Raw genomic sequence first — 18,001 nt, forward strand, 5'->3', positions numbered from 1 at the left:
GTTACCGAACCGAATGCAGCCGTATATGCTGCGTCCATGACACTCACCGCGCGGCCTGCAACCGCTACCGCGCGGCGTACAAGAACAATTCGAGTGAAGCCATGAACATGTACCATGATGCCGATCGTGCCCTGCTGGACCCGATGGAAACCGCCAGCGTCGACGCCCTGCGCCAGCATCAGCTGGAGCGCCTGCGCTGGAGCCTGAAGCACGCCTATGACAATGTGCCGCTGTATCGCCAGCGCTTTGCCGAGTGCGGCGCTCACCCCGGCGACCTCACGTGCCTCGAAGACCTGGCGAAGTTTCCCTTCACCGGCAAGAACGACCTGCGCGACAACTACCCCTACGGCATGTTCGCCGTGCCCCAGCAGGAGGTGGTGCGCCTGCACGCTTCCAGCGGCACCACCGGCAAGCCGACGGTGGTCGGCTACACCCAGAACGACATCGACACCTGGGCCAATGTCGTCGCCCGCTCGATCCGCGCCGCTGGAGGGCGCAAGGGGGACAAGGTGCATGTCTCCTACGGCTACGGCCTGTTCACCGGCGGGCTTGGCGCGCATTACGGTGCCGAGCGCCTGGGCTGCACGGTGATCCCCATGTCCGGTGGCCAGACCGAGAAGCAGGTGCAGCTGATTCGCGACTTCCAGCCCGACATCATCATGGTCACCCCCTCCTACATGCTCAACCTGGCCGACGAGATCGAGCGCCAGGGCATCGACCCGCACGACCTCAAGTTGCGCCTGGGCATATTCGGCGCCGAACCGTGGACCGACGAACTGCGTCGCTCGATCGAGCAACGGCTGGGCATCGATGCCCTCGACATTTATGGCCTGTCGGAAATCATGGGGCCAGGGGTGGCGATGGAGTGCATCGAAACCAAGGATGGTCCGACCATCTGGGAAGACCATTTCTACCCCGAGATTATCGACCCGGTCACCGGCGCGGTGCTGCCGGATGGCCAGCTGGGCGAACTGGTGTTCACCTCGCTGAGCAAGGAAGCGTTGCCAATGGTGCGCTACCGCACCCGCGACCTCACTCGCCTGCTACCCGGCACCGCCCGACCGATGCGCCGGATCGGCAAGATCACTGGCCGCAGCGATGACATGCTGATCATTCGCGGGGTCAACGTGTTCCCGACCCAGATCGAGGAGCAGGTTCTTAAAATAAAACAGCTTTCAGAGCTTTATGAGATTCATCTGTATCGCAATGGCAACCTGGACAGTGTCGAGGTACATGTGGAGCTGCGTACGGAGTGCCAGCACCTCGATGAAGGCCAGCGCAAGCTGTTGACCGCGGAGCTGACTCGGCAGATCAAGACCTATATCGGCATCAGCACCCAGGTGCGCCTGCAGCCCTGCGGCACGCTCAAGCGTTCCGAGGGCAAGGCCTGCCACGTGTTCGACAAACGGTTGGCCAGCTGATTCATTCGGCTGCCTTTTCTGCCCCGGCATCGTCCGGGGTTTTTTTTGCGTTTTTCCAGTTGGCCTCTTCGCGGGTAAACCCGCTCCCACACGAATCGCATCGGGCTTGGTGGTTACACATGACCTGTGGGAGCGGGTTTGCCCGCGAAAGGGCCACCAATGTGATACACAAATCTTATTCGATACATATAAAACTGTTTGACGTTATGTTTTGTATCGCTTACAAATGACTCATGCCTTAGCAGGAGTCGCAGCACATGTACGCACAGCTAGTGGAAACCGGAGTCAAGCGCATCAAGTCGCTGGAAGAGATGTCGCCCGAAGAGCGCAACTTCCAGGAAAAGATCGACGCCGAAATCAAGATCGAAGCCAAGAACTGGATGCCCGAGGCCTACCGCCAGACCCTGATCCGGCAGATCTCCCAGCACGCCCACTCGGAAATCGTCGGCATGCTGCCCGAAGGCAACTGGGTCACCCGCGCCCCCAGCCTCAAGCGCAAGCTGCAGCTGATGGCCAAGATCCAGGACGAAGCCGGCCACGGCCTGTACCTGTACAGCGCCATGGAAACCCTGGGCGCCGACCGTGACGAAGAAATCGCCAAGCTGCACAGCGGCAAGGCCAAGTACTCGAGCATCTTCAACTACCCCACCCTCAGCTGGGCCGACATGGGCGCAGTGGGCTGGCTGGTGGATGGCGCCGCCATCGTCAACCAGGTGGTGCTGCAGCGCACCTCCTACGGCCCGTACTCGCGGGCGATGATCCGCATCTGCAAGGAAGAGAGCTTTCACCAGCGCCAGGGCTACGAAATCCTCCTGACCATGATGCGCCACGGCACCCAGGCCCAGCGCGACATGGTCCAGGACGCGATCAACCGCCTGTGGTGGCCGGCCCTGATGATGTTCGGCCCCAGCGACGAGCATTCCCCCAACAGCGCCCAGTCCATGGCCTGGAAGATCAAGCGCCAGACCAACGATGAACTGCGCCAGCGCTTCATCGACCAGACCGTGCCGCAGCTCGAACTGCTCGGCTGCACCGCCCCGGACCCCAAGCTGAAGTGGAACGCCGAGCGCGGCCACTACGACTTCGGCGAAATCCAGTGGGACGAGTTCTACGAAGTGATCAAGGGCAATGGCCCGTGCAACCAGGAACGGGTCGCCACCCGGCGCAAGGCCATCGAGGACGGCGCCTGGGTACGCGAGGCCGCCGTGGCCTACGCGCGCAAGCAACAGAACAAGAACGCCGCCTGAGCGGCGATTGATGCGGAGATCGAAAATGTCTGTCTGGACCCTCTACGAAGTGTTCGTGCGCAGCAAGCACGGCCTTAACCACAAGCATGTCGGCAGCGTGCACGCCGCCGATGCTGCCATGGCCATCGAAAACGCCCGCGAGCTGTATACCCGTCGCAGCGAAGGCGTGAGCCTGTGGGTGGTGCCCTCGGCACTGATCACCGCCTCCTCGCCCGACGAGAAAGACCCGCTGTTCGCCCCGTCGGACGACAAGGTCTACCGCCATGCCAGCTTCTACGAGCTGCCCGACGAAGTCGGACACATGTGAGGTTGGCCATGCACAACGAAGCCCTTATCCCCTACCTGCTGCTGCTTGGCGACAGTGCCCTGGTGCAGGGCCAGCGCCTCTGCGAATGGTGTGGCCGCGCCCCGGCCATCGAAGAAGAGCTGGCCCTGATGAACGTCGGCCTCGACCTGGTCGGTCAGGCGCGCAACTGGCTGGAGTACGCCGCCGAGTTGCTCGATGATGGCCGTGACGCCGACGCCCTGGCCTTCCGCCGTGACGAGCGGGCCTATCGCAACCTGCTGCTGGTCGAGCAGCCCAACAGCGATTTCGCCGTGACCATGACCAAGCAGTTCTTCTATGACGCCTGGCATTTCGCCGTGCTTCAGGGCCTGGTCGACTCGAACGACGAGCGTATCGCCGGTATCGCCGCCAAGGCCGTGAAGGAAGTCACCTACCACCTGCGCCGCTCCAGCGAATGGGTGCAACGCCTCGGCGGCGGTACCGAAGAAAGCCGCCAGCGCATGCTCGCGGCCATCCCGGCACTGTGGCGCTTCACCGTCGAACTGGCCGCCGGTAGCGACAATGAAGTGCACCTGGCGCAAGCGGGTGTCGGCGCCGACCCGGCGGCCGTCGGTGCGGCCTGGCTCAAGCAGGTCGCCGAGACCTTCTCTGCGGTCGAGCTGCCGCTGCCCAAGGCCGCCAACCACTTTTACCTGGACGGTCGCAAAGGCCTGCACACCGAGCACCTCGGCCTGCTGCTGGCCGAGATGCAGTTCCTGCCAAGGGCGTACCCCGATGCAACCTGGTGAGCTGATTGCCGGCGACCGTGGGGGCCGCGCGCAACAAAGCGACGACCTGGCCCGAGCCTGGGCGGTACTGGCCCAGGTCATGGACCCGGAAGTGCCCGTGGTCAGCGTGGTCGACCTGGGGATCGTGCGTGATCTCGACTGGCACGCCGGGCACCTGCACCTGGTGGTCACCCCGACCTACTCCGGCTGCCCGGCCACCGAGGTGATCGAGGGCGATATCCGCCAGGCGCTGGAACTGGCCGGTTTTCCCGCGCCGATTCTTGAGCGCCGGCTGACCCCGGCCTGGAGCACTGACTGGATCAGCGAACTGGGCCGCGAGCGCCTGCGCGCCTATGGCATTGCCCCGCCACAGGGCAGCACCAGCAAACGCAGCCTGCTCGGTGAGGCGCCCCAGGTGTGCTGTCCGCAGTGCGGCAGCGCCCATACCGAATTGCTCAGCCAGTTCGGCTCCACGGCCTGCAAGGCGCTGTACCGCTGCCGCGAGTGCCTGGAGCCGTTCGACTATTTCAAATGCATTTGAGCCGTGGAGAACGCCATGAGCCAGTTTCACAGCCTGACCATCAAGCAAGTACGCAACGAGACCCGCGATGCGGTGTCGATTGCCTTCGACGTGCCCGAGCACCTGCAGGCGCAGTTCCGTTTCACCCAAGGCCAGTACCTGGTCATGCGTACCCAGTTGGACAACGAAGAAGTCCGCCGTTCCTATTCCATCTGCAGCGCCGTGCAGGACGGCGAACTGCGTGTGGCGGTCAAGCGCGTACCGGGCGGGCGCTTCTCGGCATTTGCCAATGACGTGCTCAAGGCCGGTCAGCAGCTGGAAGTGATGCCACCGTCGGGCAGTTTCTTCGTGCCGCTGGACCCGGCCCGCCAGGGCAACTACCTGGGCGTGGCGGCCGGCAGCGGGATTACCCCGATCCTGTCGATCATCGCCACTACCCTGGCCAGCGAGCCACATAGCCGCTTCACCCTGCTGTACGGCAACCGTTCCAGCTCTGGGGCATTGTTCCGCGACGAGCTGGAAGACCTGAAGAACCGCTACCTCGAGCGCCTGAACCTGATTTTCGTATTCAGCCGCGAGCAGCAGGATGTCGACCTGTACAACGGCCGCATCGATGCCGACAAGTGCGGCCAGTTGTTTTCGCGCTGGATGGACGTTGCCAGCCTGGATGCCGCATTCATCTGCGGCCCGCAGGCGATGACCGAGACGGTGCGCAACAGCCTGCGGGCCAATGGCCTGGCCAAGGAACGCATCCATTTCGAGCTGTTCGCCGCCGCCGGCAGCGAAGCCCGCCGTGAAGCCCGCGAGGCTGAGCGCCAGGTGGACTCGGCGCTCAGCCACATCACCGTGATCAGCGACGGCCGCGCCCTCACCTTCGACCTGCCACGCAACACCCAGAACGTGCTGGACGCCGGCAATGCCATCGGCGCCGAGCTGCCTTATTCGTGCAAGGCCGGCGTGTGCTCGACCTGCAAGTGTCGGGTAATCGAAGGCGAAGTGGAAATGGACAGCAACCATGCCCTGGAGGACTACGAAGTAGCGGCCGGGTATGTGCTGTCGTGCCAGACCTACCCGGTGAGCGACAAGGTAGTGCTCGATTTCGACCAGCTTTGAGACCGAGTCGCCCTCATCGCCGGCAAGCCAGCTCCCACAACTAGAGCGCTGCCCTCAGGCCTTGTGCAATCCCTGTGGGAACTGGCTTGCCGGCGATAGGGCCATCAGCAACACCGCAACACCCGCGTGACCTCAACAAAACAATTACAACACCCAGAGATCGCAACCCATGACACCCGAACGCATCGCAAGCATCGCCAACCACCCCGATTTCCAGCACCTGGTGCAGCGCAAACGTCGCCTCAACGGCAGCCTGACCTTGGCCATGCTGGTGATCTACTACGGCTTCGTCCTGCTGGTGGCGTTTTCCCCCAGCACCCTCGGCCAGTCCCTCAGCGGTGGCGTGACCACCGTCGGCATGCTGGTCGGCGTGCTGATGGTGCTACTGTCCTTCGCCCTCACCGGCATCTACGTGCACCGCGCCAACAACGTGCTCGACCCGCTCAACGACAAGGTCAAGCAGGAGTGCGCACAATGAACTGGACCGCCATCTCGATGTTCATGGTGTTCGTCTGCTTCACCCTGCTGGTCACCCGCTGGGCGGCCATGCGCACCCGCTCGGCCAGCGACTTCTACACCGCTGGCGGGGGCCTGACCGGCATGCAGAACGGCCTGGCGATCGCTGGCGACATGATCAGCGCCGCGTCGTTCCTGGGCATTTCGGCAATGATGTTCATGAACGGCTACGACGGGCTGCTGTATGCCCTGGGCGTACTGGCCGGCTGGCCGATCATCCTGTTCCTGATTGCCGAACGCCTGCGTAACCTGGGCAAGTACACCTTCGCCGACGTGGTCAGCTACCGCCTGGCGCAAACCCCGGTGCGCCTGACCTCGGCCTTCGGCACCCTGGTGGTGGCGCTGATGTACCTGGTAGCGCAGATGGTCGGTGCCGGCAAGCTGATCGAGCTGCTGTTCGGCATCAGCTACCTGTACGCAGTGATGCTGGTCGGCGTACTGATGGTCGCCTACGTCACCTTCGGCGGCATGCTCGCCACCACCTGGGTGCAGATCATCAAGGCAGTGATGCTGCTGTTGGGCACCACCTTCATGGCCTTCATGGTGCTCAAGCATTTCGGCTTCAGCACCGAGGCGATGTTCGCCAGCGCCGTGGCCGTGCATGCCAAAGGCCAGGCGATCATGGCCCCGGGCGGCTTGCTGTCCAACCCGGTGGACGCCATTTCCCTGGGCCTGGGCATGATGTTCGGGACCGCCGGCCTGCCGCATATCCTGATGCGCTTCTTCACCGTCAGCGATGCCAAGGAAGCGCGCAAGAGCGTGTTCTATGCCACCGGGTTCATCGGCTACTTCTACCTGCTGCTGATCGTCATCGGCTTTGGTGCCATCGTCATGGTCGGCACCGAGCCGTCCTACCGTGACGCCACCGGCGCGATCATCGGCGGTGGCAACATGGTCGCCGTGCACCTGGCCCAGGCCGTAGGTGGCAATCTGTTCCTCGGTTTCATCTCCGCTGTGGCCTTCGCCACCATCCTTGCCGTGGTCGCCGGCCTGGCGCTGTCCGGTGCATCGGCCGTTTCCCACGACCTGTACGCCTGTGTGGTGCGCCAGGGCAAGGCCAGCGAGCAAGAGGAAATGCGCGTGTCGCGCATCGCCACCCTGCTGATCGGCCTGTTGGCGGTCATCCTCGGCCTGATGTTCGAGTCGCAGAACATCGCCTTCCTCTCCGGCCTGGTGCTGGCAGTGGCGGCCTCGGTCAACTTCCCGGTGTTGCTGCTCTCGATGTTCTGGAAAGGCCTGACCACTCGCGGTGCGGTGTGCGGCAGCATGGCTGGCCTGGTCTCGGCGGTGCTGCTGGTGATATTGGGCCCGGCGGTGTGGGTCAACGTGCTGCATAACGAACAGGCGCTGTTCCCCTACAGCAACCCGGCGCTGTTCTCCATGAGCCTGGCCTTCCTCGGCGCCTGGGTGTTCTCGGTCACTGACAGCTCCGAGCGCGCCAATCAGGAACGTGGCCGCTACCTGGCCCAGTTCATCCGCTCCATGACCGGTATCGGCGCTGCCGGCGCCAGCAAGCACTGACCTTCAGGGAAGAACAACCATGTCGGGTAAAACAACAATGAACCGCACGCACTTCATTTCGGCCGCCTGGCTGGCCAGCCTCGCCCTGCCGTTGCCGGCCATGGCGGATTTCATCGGCGACAGCCACGCCCGGCTGGAGCTGCGTAATCACTACCTCAACCGCGACTTCCGCCAGAGCAACGCAGCGCAGGCCAAGGCCGAGGAATGGGGCCAGGGCTTTACCGCCAAGCTGGAGTCGGGCTTCACCGAAGGCCCGGTCGGTTTTGGTGCAGACGCCATGGGCCAGCTGGGCATAAAGCTCGACTCCAGCCGCGACCGCCGCAATACCGGCCTGCTGCCCTTCGGCCCCAACAGCCATGAACCGGTCGATAACTACAGCGAACTGGGCCTGACTGGCAAGGTGCGGGTGGCCAAGAGCACCCTGCGTCTGGGCACCTTGCAACCGATCCTGCCAGTGGTGGTGTACAACGACACCCGCCTGCTGGCCTCGACTTTCCAGGGCGGGCTGCTCACCAGCCAGGACCTGGCCGGCCTGACCTTCAACGCCGGCCGCCTGACCAAGGCCAACCTGCGCGACTCCTCGGGCCGCGACGACATCGGCTACGGCGCCGCCAGCAGCGACCACCTGGACTTCGGCGGTGGCAGCTACGCCATCACCCCGCAAACCAGCGTCAGCTATTACTACGCCAAGCTCGAGGACATCTACCGCCAGCAGTTCGTCGGCCTGGTCGATACCCGCCCGCTGGGTGAAGGCCTGAGCCTGCGCACCGACCTGCGCTACTTCGACAGCCGCAACGACGGCGCCGAACGCGCCGGCACCATCGACAACCGTAACTTCAACGCCATGTTCACCCTCGGCGTGCGGGCCCACAAGTTCACCGCCACCTGGCAGCAGATGTCCGGCGACAGTGCCTTCCCGTTCGTGAACGGCGGCGACCCGTTCACCGTCAACCTAGTCACCTACAACACCTTCACCCGCGCCGGGCTGGACTCGTGGCAGGTGCGCTACGACTACGACTTCGTTGCCATGGGCATTCCCGGTCTGAGCTTCATGAGCCGCTACACCGATGGCCGCCACGCCGAAACCGCCACCGTCAGCAATGGCCGTGAGCGTGAGCGCGACACCGACATCACCTATGTCATCCAGAGCGGCCCGTTCAAGGACGTCAGCCTGCGCTGGCGCAACGTCACCTTCCGCTCAGGCAATGGCCTGAGCAACGCCGTGGACGAAAACCGCCTGATCATCGGCTACACCGTGGCGCTGTGGTAACAGCGCCCCTTCTACATTGGAGAACAGCATGTCTGCCGCCCCTACCCTGCAAAGCTTCATCGCCGGCCGCTGGCTCGGCCAGCACGGCGCCCAGGCCCTGCGCAGCGCCCTGGACGGCCACGTCCTGGCCTACAGCCACGAAGAACGCCCGGACTTCGCCGAAGCCGTGGACTTTGCCCGCGCGCGTGGCCTGGCCGCGCTGATGGCCATGGACTTCCAGCAACGCGCCGCCCGCCTGAAGGCGCTGGCCCTGTACCTGGCCGAGCACAAGGAACAGCTCTACGCCCTGTCCCACCACAGCGGTGCCACCCGTGCCGATAGCTGGATCGACATCGAAGGTGGCAACGCCACACTGTTCTCCTATGCGGGCATCGGCAGCCGTGAGTTGCCATCGGGCAACCTGATGCACGAAGGCCCGGCCATCCCGCTGGGCAAGCAAGGCCATTTCGCCGGCAGCCACATCCTGGTGCCGCGCGCCGGGGTGGCGGTGCACATCAATGCCTTCAACTTCCCTATCTGGGGCATGCTGGAGAAGTTCGCCCCGACCTTCCTCGCCGGCATGCCGTGCATCGTCAAGCCGGCGACCTCGACCAGCTACCTGACCGAGGCCGTGGTGCGCCTGATGAATGCATCCGGCCTGTTGCCCGAAGGCAGCCTGCAACTGGTGATCGGCAGCACCGGCGACCTGCTCGACCGCCTGCAAGGCCAGGACCTGGTGACCTTCACCGGTTCCGCCGACACCGCCGCCAAGTTGCGCGTCACACCGAACCTGGTACGTAACTCGGTGCCGTTCACTGCCGAAGCCGATTCGCTGAACTGCGCCATCCTCGGCCCGGACGTGACCCCGGACAGCGAAGAGTTCGACCTGTACATCAAGGAGGTGGTCCGCGAAATGACCACCAAGGCCGGGCAGAAATGCACCGCCATCCGCCGCGCCATCGTACCGGCCAGGCACATCGACGCCGTTGCCACGCGCCTGCGCGAGCGGCTGAGCAAGGTGGTGGTCGGTGACCCGTCGCTGGAAGGTGTGCGCATGGGCGCCCTGGCTTCCCACGACCAGCAGCACGATGTGGCCGAACGCGTGCGCAGCCTGCTGCACAGCTGCGACCAGCTGTTCGGCGCCAGCGATGGTTTTGCACCGCGTGGCGAAGGTGTGGCGGAGGGCGCGTTCTTTGCTCCGACCCTGCTGCAAGCCCGTGACCCGCATGCTGAAGGCGGTGCCCACGATATCGAAGCGTTCGGCCCGGTCAGCACGCTGATGGCCTATGACGACCTCGACGAAGCCCTGGCGCTGGCCGCGCGTGGCAAAGGCAGCCTGGTGGCGACCCTGGTCACCGCCGACCGCAGTGTAGCGGCCAAGGCCATCCCGGTGGCCGCTGCCTGGCATGGCCGCCTGCTGGTACTCGACAGCGAGGCGGCCAAGGAATCCACCGGCCATGGCTCGCCATTGCCGCAGCTCAAGCACGGTGGCCCGGGCCGCGCCGGTGGTGGTGAGGAACTGGGAGGCCTGCGTGCCGTCAAACACTACCTGCAACGCGCCGCGGTACAGGGTTCGCCGAGCATGCTCACGGCGGTAACCGGCGAATACGTGCGCGGTGGCGAGGTGATCGAAACCGAAGTGCACCCGTTCCGCCGCTATTTCGAGCAACTGCGCATCGGCGAGTCGCTGCTCACCCACCGCCGTACCGTGACCGAAGCCGACCTGGTCAACTTCGGCTGCCTGTCGGGCGACCATTTCTACATGCACTTCGACGAGATCGCCGCCAGGCAATCGCAGTTCGGCAAGCGCATTGCCCACGGCTACTTCGTGCTGTCGGCTGCAGCCGGGCTGTTCGTCTCCCCCGCTGCAGGCCCGGTTCTGGCCAACTACGGCCTGGATACCCTGCGCTTCATCAACCCGGTGGGCATCGGCGACACCATCCAGGCGCGCCTGACCTGCAAGCGCAAGATCGACCAGGGCAAGACCAGCCCGCTTGGCCAGCCGCAGGGTGTGGTGGCGTGGGATGTGGAGGTGACCAACCAGCTGGGTGAGCTGGTCGCCAGCTACGACATCCTCACCCTGGTGCTGAAAAGGCCCTGACGGCACCGTTGGTCAGGGGCGGTCGGCATCCAACCGACCTCTCCTGGCCGTTGCAGTTCTTATGCTATGAGTACCGAGCATGAGGATTGCGAGATGAACGACTTACTGAGGATGGGCGGTGGCAGCGCACAGGATGACTGGCCAGAGCTTGACCCAGAGCGGCGCAACGACCGGGCCGACGACGCGGATGCAACCCCCAATGTAACCGAAGATGAAGAGAACCGCCCCGGGGTACCGGCTAGCGACCCCGAGTCCGGTGCCTGATTTTCAGTGCATTCGAAACCTGGCTGTCCGCCCCGAGTTCGCCAGTGGTCCGCGTACCCTGTGGGAGCGGCTTTAGCCGCGAACAATCCAACGCGGTGGATGGCACCGGCTACACCGGTGTTCGCGGCTAAAGCCGGTCCCACAGGGGCCCTGCTAATTCAACGAGTTATGTGCAGTTCTATGAGAGCGGGCGTGCCCGCGGAACAGCTGAGGTTCGTAATAATCACAGCATCGCCGCCGGCCCCCCCACCGACCGATTCGGTTTGCCCCCCGACACACGCCAGCTCACGGCGGTAATCCCGTAGCGCTCGGCCATCGGCCGACTGACCTTGCGGATCTTCTCGCGCCCGAACTTGGGAATGATGCCGATGCCCGCATCGCAACTTGCCCAATGCCAGGCCTCGGCATTGTCCAGTTGCTCCAGACGGATAATGAAACTGCGCGGCTGGCCGTGCAGTTGGTAATCGATGATGTATAGCTGTGGACCAGGCATCTAGAGGCCTCCTTTTCTCCATGGATGACATCCTGATTGATCGGGATATGCTCGGAAAATTCAAAAAATCACCGATGGCGATCTCCACCGTGGCTGTTCTGCCCACCCTTGCGGCCGGCGTCCGATGCCCGTTGGCGGTCATTGGCAAAATTGCCGCCAGAAACCTGGCCGCCCTTGTGCCCGGCGCGGGAGGCCCGCTCCCGGTCGTTGGCGAAGTTGCCTGGGTTGGTTTGCTTGTTGCCGCCACGCCGACTGGTGCGTTCTTGGTCCTGCGCCATGTAGTTTCTCCTTGCGATGGTTTGCCGGGGCGCATCGATCTGCGCCTTACCTTGGTTCCGAACCCTCGAACACCGGCTCTGCTCAACGGTTTTGCACTCAAGCGACGTGTGGCACGAAACACTCGCGGGCAAAACATTGGTGCCACAGCGACCGTTCGTCACCTTAAACGCAACGTTTATTGCCGCCTGGGGCCGAATCTTCATGGAATAAGGGATTCGCCCAGGAGCCTGAATGAAGCCCGTCAAGCATCGCGCCACCATCATCTGCCGGCATGGCAAGCAAACCCATAAGTGGTTGTGGGTGAGAAAGCCCAACGCCGCCTGGACTCTGCCCGGCGGCAAGATCGAGCCCGGCGAGACACCGGTGCAGGCAGCGGAGCGTGAGTTGTGGGAAGAAACCGGGTTACAGGCCGAGACGCTGACCTTGTTGATGCGCCATGAAGCGGCAGAACGCGTGCACTACGTGTTCGAGGCAGAGTTCGCCGATACGCCGCATCCCAAGGCCCTGCATGAGATTGCCGATTGCCGGTTTGCCCATCTGGACCAGGTGCCGGTACTCAAGGATGAAATCAAGCTGCTGATCCGCTCGTTGTTCGCCTGTGACCGGGCCATTGCGGCGTCTGTGCGGTAGATCTGCTTTACCGGCACCGGCAAGCGCTAGGCATGCACATTCCACTGACACGTCTCCAGCTCGATCGGCATCTCATCGATGGCGTGGATCATCCCGTTCTCCAGGGCCTCCCGTGGCCCGAGGATGCGCGGGTAGGCCATCAGATACCTAGGCACATCCAGCACCTCGGCCGCCCCCTCGGTCCGCTCGGCGACGATCTGCGCATACAGCCGCAGGTCATAGTCCAGGCTCATCGCATATTCGGCCATGCGTGAATGGTCCACCGAGCCGTGCAAGGTCCAGTGGAACGGATGGAACAGGAACTTGCTGTAACTGCATGCCGTGCGCCGGTCCCCGGCCAGGAACAGGATGTTGCCCATGGATTCCACCGTGCCCAGGTTGTGGGTATGCACCTCGACCGGTAACGCCCGCAGAAAGTTGTACAAGGTAAACCCGTAACTGCACTCGCCGCCCATGGTGGCAATGTTCAGTTGCAGGACCTCGGCCCCCTGCTGCAGCGCCCGCGAGCAGGTGTTGATCAGGTTGCCGCAGGTGGATGAATTGATGGGCCCGGTGAAGTGGACAATATGTCTGGCCATGCTTGCCTCCAGGGTTGGCAGCTCATTCCTTGGTCTTCTGCGCATCGTCACCCTGCCCGGCCATCTGTCGGTACTGCTTGCGCAGGGCATGCAGCTCGGCCGGATCCATGTCTTCAAGGTCCAGCAACGCCTTGTGCGCCCGTTGGGTGGTGCGCAACAACTCGTCGATCTTGATGTGCAGTTCGTCGTTGTCGCGGTTCTGGGTGTTCTGGATCAGGAACACCATGAGGAAAGTGATGATGGTGGTCGAGGTGTTGATCACCAGTTGCCAGGTGTCGTTGAAGCCGAACAACGGCCCGGTCACTGCCCAGCTCAGGATCAGCAGGCAGGCGATGGCAAAGGTCAGCGGGCGGCCGGCCCAATTGGCCAGCCACTGGGCGAAACGGTCGAATTTCATCCTGGCGCCCTTCCTCGTAGCAGGTATGCGGTGGAAACGTCGCGGGCCGCAAAGTTCAACGCGGCATCAGCTTTTCCCGTTGGTCAACCGTGCTGAACCCTGCCGCGCTTCACCAGTCGCACCTTCAGAGTGACCGAACAAGGACCGGCAATGAGGAAGGCAGCGTGAGCGATATCCGCATAGGCATCTCCGGCTGGCGCTACGGCCCCTGGCGCAAGGATTTCTACCCGAAAGGCCTGCCCCAGGACGACGAACTGGCGTTCGCTTCGCGGGCGGTCAACAGCATCGAAATCAACGGTTCGTTCTACAGCCTGCAAACGCCCGAACGCTACCAGGGCTGGCGTGACGACACGCCGCATGGCTTCGTGTTCGCGGTAAAAGCTCCGCGTTACATCACCCATGTGCGCCGGCTCAAAGACATCGAAGAACCCGTGGCCAATTTCTTCGCCTCCGGGCCGCTGCTGCTCGGCAAGAAGCTGGGGCCATTCTTGTGGCAGTTTCCACCGAACATGAAGTTCGACGAGGCCCGCTTCGCCCGTTTTCTCGAACTGCTGCCGCACAGCCGCAAGGCTGCCCGCGAATGCGCACAGGGGTGTGCGCAACGCCTGAGGGGCAACGGCAGCACCGATATCAAGGGCAACGCACGGCTGCGCCACGCCGTGGAAATCCGCAATGAAAGTTTTTTGTGCAAAGCCTTCATCAAACTGCTGCGCAAGCACCGTGTAGCGCTGGTGGTGGCTGACAGCGCCGGGAAATGGCCTTATGTCGAGGACCTTACCGCCGACTTCGTGTACATGCGCCTGCATGGCGACGTGGAGCTGTACAGCAGTGGCTATACCGCGAAGGCGCTGCGGCGCTGGCAGCAGCGTATCCAGCACTGGAGCCAGGGCCGTCAGGCCGACGATGCCCAGCTGATCGTGCCGGGGCCACCACCACGGCGGGCAACCCGTGACGTCTACTGCTATTTCGACAATGACCAGAAGGTTCATGCGCCGTATGACGCCCGGCGCCTGTTGCAGAAGCTGTCGCTGGACCACGAGCTGATGACCGAACCTGGCGTGGTGCCGGAGGTGGCCCTGTGAACAGGACCCTGCCCGCCCAGCACTGCATCATCGACAAGGTCACCGCCGTGCGCCGGCTGAATGTGCTGACGCTGAACGTGCACAAGGGCTTCACCTTGTTCAACCGGCGCTTCATCCTGCCCGAACTGCGCGAAGCCGTGCGCGCCACTGGCGCCGACCTGGTGTTCTTGCAGGAGGTGCACGGCAGCCACCAGCAACATGCCCAGCGCCACCCGGCCTGGCCGGAAACGCCGCAGTACGAGTTCCTGGCCGACAGCATGTGGCCGCAGTTCGCCTACGGCCGCAATGCCGTGTACCCCCATGGAGACCACGGCAACGCCCTGCTGTCGAAATTCCCCATCAGCCGCTTCGACAACCTGGACGTCTCAGTGCTGGGCAACGAACAGCGCGGCCTGCTGCATTGCCAGCTGGAGGTGCCAGGCCATGACCAGGTGCATGCGGTATGCGTGCACCTGGGCCTGCGCGAAGCCCACCGGCAACGCCAGGTGAGGCTGCTGCTGGACCTGCTCGACAGCCTGCCGCCCAAGGCACCGGTGATTGTTGCCGGCGACTTCAACGATTGGCGGCTGAAAGCCGATGCGGTGCTGTGCGAACACCTGGTAGAAGCCTTCGGCGAGCATTTCGGCACCCCGGCGCGTAGTTTTCCGGCGCGTTTGCCGCTGTTGCGCCTGGACCGCATCTACCTGCGCAACGCCATGCCCGGTGCTGCCCAGGTGCTGTCGAAATACCCGTGGTCGCACCTTTCCGACCACGCCCCTTTGGCTGCGGAGATCAACCTGTGAACCGACCTTGGGTAGACGGCAACAGCGTGCAGTTGCTGATCAATGGCGAGCAATACTACCCCCGCGTGTTCGAGGCCATGGCCCAGGCACGGGAGGAAATCCTGCTGGAGACCTTCATCATTTTCGATGACAAGGTCGGCCAGCAGTTGCAGCAGGTACTGATCGATGCCGCCCAGCGCGGCGTGCGCGTCGAAGTGGCGGTGGATGGCTACGGCACGGCCGACCTGCCGGCGCCGTTCATTGCCGCCATGACCGATGCCGGGGTCAGTTTCCACGCCTTCGACCCGCAACCGCGGCTGGTGGGCATGCGCACCAACCTGTTCCGCCGCCTGCACCGCAAGATCGTGGTGGTCGACGGTGAGCGGGCATTCATCGGCGGCATCAACTACAGCGCCGACCACCTGGGTGACTTTGGTGCCATGGCCAAACAGGACTATGCCGTCGAAGTCGTCGGCCCGGTGGTGGCGCAGGTGCATGCCGCCAGCAAACGCCTGATGTCGCCGGTGCTGCAGCCGCCCAGCGCGGTACGCCCGCTGACCGAGCCGGCCGGGGCCTGCAGCGCCGTGCTGGTCGAGCGCGACAACGGGCTGCGCAGTACCGAGATCGAGGCCCATTACCTGCAGGCGTTTCGCAGTGCCCGGCAACGCATCGTGGTGGCCAACGCCTATTTCTTCCCGGGCTACCGACTGATGCGTGAACTGCGCAATGCGTCCCGGCGTGGCGTGGCGGTGCAACTGATCCTGCAGGGTCAGCCGGACATGCGCTGGGTACGGGCGCTGTCGCGGCTGCTGTACAACTACCTGCTGCGCGACGGTGTGGCCATTCACGAGTACTGCCAGCGGCCGTTGCACGGCAAGGTGGCGTTGGTGGACGACCAGTGGGCCACCGTCGGCTCCAGCAACCTGGACCCGTTGAGCCTGTCATTCAACCTGGAAGCCAACCTGTTCATCCGTGATCGCGCCTTCAATCACCAGCTCAACCAGCACCTGCAGGCGCTGGCCAACGAACAATGCAAACCGGTCACCCTGGAGCGCATGGTCCGTGGCTACTGGTGGCGGGCGCCGCTGATCTTCGTGTGTTTCCACGTGATCCGCCATTTCCCGCAGATTGCCGGCTGGTTCCCGGCGCACCGCCAGCGCTTGCGCTCGGTACAGCCGGATACCGAGGCACAGGGTGACTATCACGAGGGCAAGACCTGATGGCGCGAAAACACTGGCAAACCTGGGGCAAACGGCTGTTCACCCTGGCGTTCCTGATCCTGGTCCCGGCGCTGCTGTACCTGCTGGCGCGCAACCTGGACTGGAACGAGGTGCACCAGTCGTTGCTGGCCTACAAGCCCGGCACCCTGGCCATCGGCCTGGCGCTGGCCGGGTGCAGTTACCTGACCTTCGCCAGTTACGATCTGCTGGCCCGGGCCTATACCGGCCACCACCTGCCGGCTCGCCAGGTTTTGCCCGTCGCCTTCGTGTGCTACGCCTTCAACCTCAACTTCACCACCTGGGTGGGTGGTGTTGCCCTGCGCTACCGGCTGTACAGCCGCCTGGGCCTGGACACGGCAACCATCACGCGCATCCTCACCCTGGGCCTGCTGACCAACTGGATGGGCTACATGCTGCTGGCTGGCACGGTATTCGCCCTGCGCCTGGTCGAGTTGCCGGCCAACTGGGCGGTCGGCGCCAGCGGCCTGCAACTGATCGGCCTGGTGTTGCTGGCGATTGCCACAGGCTACCTGCTGGCCTGTGGTTTCGCCAAAAAGCGCACCTGGCGCTGGCGCGACCATGAGGTAACGCTGCCGTCGCTGCGCCTGGCGCTGTGCCAGGTTGTGCTGGGTGCCAGCAACTGGGCGCTGATGGCACTGCTGATCTTCTGGTTACTGCCTGGCGAAGTCTTCTACCCGTCGATTCTTGGCATCCTGCTGATCAGCTGCGTGGCCGGTGTGGTCGCGCATATCCCGGCCGGGTTGGGTGTGCTGGAAACGGTGTTCCTGGCCCTGCTGCACGGGCAGCTTGCCCAGGGCACGCTGGTGGCGGCCCTGCTGGGCTACCGCACGCTGTACTACCTGGTGCCGCTGTTGTTGGCGGTGCTTACCTACCTGATCCTGGAGAAACGCGCCAAGGCCATGCGCCGGCGCGACAAGCGCGCCTAGACCTAATCGCCCTGGCTTGCCGGCGATGCTGCTCGTTCATGGCTTGCTCTCCTCGTCATCAATCACATCATCGGCCCACGGTTCGCCATCCAGCGGCGCAGAACGGGCCAGTTCGGCTTCATCCAGGCCTATGCCGCCGCCGATTTCACGGGCCTCCACCCGCCGCAGGGTCTTGTCTGCCGGGCCGCCGTTGCCGCCCGGTTCGTGCCGGTCGCGGGCGCCGGTTTCATCCAGCAAGGTGTCGGGGCTCAGGTCATCGTAGGTGACGTTGTCCTCGTGCAGGCTGTCGCTCAACGCCTCGCCGCCGGTCATGCCGCTTTCGGCTACGCGCCGGGGCGGAAACTCGCGGGCCACGTCCGCAGCCGGTCGCTCGTCACCCGCACGCCCCGCGCGCTGATCCAGGCGCTCGTCGAAGTCCAGTTCATGCACGCTGCCCATGCGGTCTTCGATGTCGTCGATTTCGCGGGGGGTATAGGGCTTCGGTTCATCTGTTCGGGCCATGTGCGTTCTCCGTCAGGTGGCTTCATTCGGTCGACTGCGCCTGCTCCCTGAAGATTCAGAGTTTTTTTGAACTACCGCCCGGGGCGCTGCCTCCCAGCTTAGAGACAG

At 63.9% G+C, this 18,001-nt stretch carries 20 protein-coding genes and 1 pseudogene; 16 read left to right on the forward strand and 5 right to left on the reverse strand.

All coding sequences use genetic code 11. The features are described 5' to 3' along the window. Positions 1–101 precede the first annotated feature (101 nt). From paaK to FQ664_RS27280, 11 genes and pseudogenes are all read left to right on the forward strand, one after another. The gene (gene paaK, locus FQ664_RS15960) at positions 102–1,421 is read left to right on the forward strand and encodes a phenylacetate--CoA ligase PaaK (RefSeq protein ID WP_144173180.1); all 1,320 of its coding nucleotides are present in this window, start codon (positions 102–104) and stop codon (positions 1,419–1,421) included. A 257-nt stretch (positions 1,422–1,678) separates the two neighbouring features. Continuing rightward, entirely contained in the window at positions 1,679–2,668 is a 990-nt protein-coding gene (paaA, locus tag FQ664_RS15965) for a 1,2-phenylacetyl-CoA epoxidase subunit PaaA (RefSeq protein WP_144173182.1), read from the forward strand. A 25-nt stretch (positions 2,669–2,693) separates the two neighbouring features. Beyond that, positions 2,694–2,975 (forward strand): 1,2-phenylacetyl-CoA epoxidase subunit PaaB, encoded by a 282-nt coding sequence (gene paaB, locus FQ664_RS15970; protein WP_004374528.1) that lies wholly within the window; start codon positions 2,694–2,696, stop codon positions 2,973–2,975. Between the two features lie 8 nt (positions 2,976–2,983). Next, positions 2,984–3,742 carry a 1,2-phenylacetyl-CoA epoxidase subunit PaaC gene (gene paaC / locus FQ664_RS15975; protein WP_144173184.1) on the forward strand — a complete coding sequence of 253 codons (759 nt, stop codon included), beginning with the start codon at positions 2,984–2,986 and terminating at the stop codon, positions 3,740–3,742. Continuing rightward, positions 3,729–4,262 carry a 1,2-phenylacetyl-CoA epoxidase subunit PaaD gene (gene paaD / locus FQ664_RS15980; RefSeq protein WP_144173186.1) on the forward strand — a complete coding sequence of 178 codons (534 nt, stop codon included), beginning with the start codon at positions 3,729–3,731 and terminating at the stop codon, positions 4,260–4,262. The genes paaC and paaD overlap by 14 nt, the downstream gene beginning before the upstream one ends. A 15-nt stretch (positions 4,263–4,277) precedes the next feature. After that, positions 4,278–5,354, forward strand: a complete 1,077-nt coding sequence (gene paaE, locus FQ664_RS15985; protein WP_144173188.1) for a 1,2-phenylacetyl-CoA epoxidase subunit PaaE — start codon at positions 4,278–4,280, stop codon at positions 5,352–5,354. A gap of 169 nt (positions 5,355–5,523) precedes the next feature. Beyond that, complete coding sequence (locus tag FQ664_RS15990) at positions 5,524–5,832, forward strand: DUF485 domain-containing protein (RefSeq protein ID WP_144173189.1); 309 nt, start codon at positions 5,524–5,526, stop codon at positions 5,830–5,832. Then, positions 5,823–7,391: pseudogene (locus tag FQ664_RS15995) on the forward strand (cation acetate symporter); the annotation flags it as partial. The gene FQ664_RS15990 and the pseudogene FQ664_RS15995, both read left to right, overlap by 10 nt. A 37-nt stretch (positions 7,392–7,428) precedes the next feature. Next, entirely contained in the window at positions 7,429–8,661 is a 1,233-nt protein-coding gene (locus FQ664_RS16000; RefSeq protein WP_144173193.1) for an OprD family porin, read from the forward strand. Positions 8,662–8,689: 28 nt separating this feature from the next. Then, the gene (gene paaZ, locus FQ664_RS16005; RefSeq protein ID WP_144173195.1) at positions 8,690–10,741 is read left to right on the forward strand and encodes a phenylacetic acid degradation bifunctional protein PaaZ; all 2,052 of its coding nucleotides are present in this window, start codon (positions 8,690–8,692) and stop codon (positions 10,739–10,741) included. Positions 10,742–10,834: 93 nt separating this feature from the next. Next, positions 10,835–11,005, forward strand: a complete 171-nt coding sequence (locus FQ664_RS27280) for a hypothetical protein (RefSeq protein ID WP_178091003.1) — start codon at positions 10,835–10,837, stop codon at positions 11,003–11,005. 223 nt (positions 11,006–11,228) lie between these two features. On the opposite strand, the gene FQ664_RS16010 is transcribed toward FQ664_RS27280, so the two are convergent. Continuing rightward, positions 11,229–11,498 (reverse strand): DUF6555 family protein, encoded by a 270-nt coding sequence (locus FQ664_RS16010; protein WP_144173197.1) that lies wholly within the window; start codon positions 11,496–11,498, stop codon positions 11,229–11,231. 68 nt (positions 11,499–11,566) lie between these two features. Continuing rightward, complete coding sequence (locus FQ664_RS16015; protein WP_144173199.1) at positions 11,567–11,776, reverse strand: con-10 family general stress protein; 210 nt, start codon at positions 11,774–11,776, stop codon at positions 11,567–11,569. 232 nt (positions 11,777–12,008) lie between these two features. Here FQ664_RS16015 and FQ664_RS16020 point away from each other — a divergent pair, with 232 nt between their 5' ends. Beyond that, positions 12,009–12,407, forward strand: coding sequence for an NUDIX hydrolase (locus FQ664_RS16020; protein WP_144173200.1), 399 nt, complete (start codon positions 12,009–12,011; stop codon positions 12,405–12,407). A 26-nt stretch (positions 12,408–12,433) separates the two neighbouring features. Here FQ664_RS16020 and FQ664_RS16025 read toward each other — a convergent pair whose 3' ends face one another. Together FQ664_RS16025 and FQ664_RS16030 are read right to left on the reverse strand one after the other, a co-directional pair. Next, positions 12,434–12,985: an ATP-dependent Clp protease proteolytic subunit gene (locus tag FQ664_RS16025; RefSeq protein ID WP_144173202.1), complete on the reverse strand. Its 552-nt coding sequence runs from the start codon at positions 12,983–12,985 to the stop codon at positions 12,434–12,436. Positions 12,986–13,007: 22 nt separating this feature from the next. Next, positions 13,008–13,382, reverse strand: a complete 375-nt coding sequence (locus FQ664_RS16030; RefSeq protein ID WP_144173204.1) for a low affinity iron permease family protein — start codon at positions 13,380–13,382, stop codon at positions 13,008–13,010. Positions 13,383–13,546: 164 nt separating this feature from the next. Between FQ664_RS16030 and FQ664_RS16035 the strand changes: the two genes are divergently transcribed. The 4 genes from FQ664_RS16035 to FQ664_RS16050 are packed head-to-tail and all read left to right on the forward strand — an operon-like array spanning position 13,547 to position 17,392. Further along, entirely contained in the window at positions 13,547–14,464 is a 918-nt protein-coding gene (locus FQ664_RS16035; protein ID WP_144173205.1) for a DUF72 domain-containing protein, read from the forward strand. Then, positions 14,461–15,246: an endonuclease/exonuclease/phosphatase family protein gene (locus FQ664_RS16040; protein WP_144173207.1), complete on the forward strand. Its 786-nt coding sequence runs from the start codon at positions 14,461–14,463 to the stop codon at positions 15,244–15,246. The genes FQ664_RS16035 and FQ664_RS16040 overlap by 4 nt, the downstream gene beginning before the upstream one ends. Then, on the forward strand, positions 15,243–16,445 hold the full coding sequence (gene clsB / locus FQ664_RS16045; protein ID WP_144173209.1) for a cardiolipin synthase ClsB: 1,203 nt from the start codon (positions 15,243–15,245) through the stop codon (positions 16,443–16,445). Before FQ664_RS16040 ends, clsB begins: the two co-directional genes overlap by 4 nt. After that, positions 16,445–17,392 carry a lysylphosphatidylglycerol synthase domain-containing protein gene (locus FQ664_RS16050; protein ID WP_144173211.1) on the forward strand — a complete coding sequence of 316 codons (948 nt, stop codon included), beginning with the start codon at positions 16,445–16,447 and terminating at the stop codon, positions 17,390–17,392. The genes clsB and FQ664_RS16050 overlap by 1 nt, the downstream gene beginning before the upstream one ends. A gap of 36 nt (positions 17,393–17,428) precedes the next feature. Here FQ664_RS16050 and FQ664_RS16055 read toward each other — a convergent pair whose 3' ends face one another. Continuing rightward, positions 17,429–17,893: a phosphotransferase system, HPr-related protein gene (locus FQ664_RS16055; RefSeq protein ID WP_144173213.1), complete on the reverse strand. Its 465-nt coding sequence runs from the start codon at positions 17,891–17,893 to the stop codon at positions 17,429–17,431. Positions 17,894–18,001 lie beyond the last annotated feature (108 nt).

This window comes from Pseudomonas persica, assembly GCF_900291015.1.
Lineage (GTDB): Bacteria > Pseudomonadota > Gammaproteobacteria > Pseudomonadales > Pseudomonadaceae > Aquipseudomonas.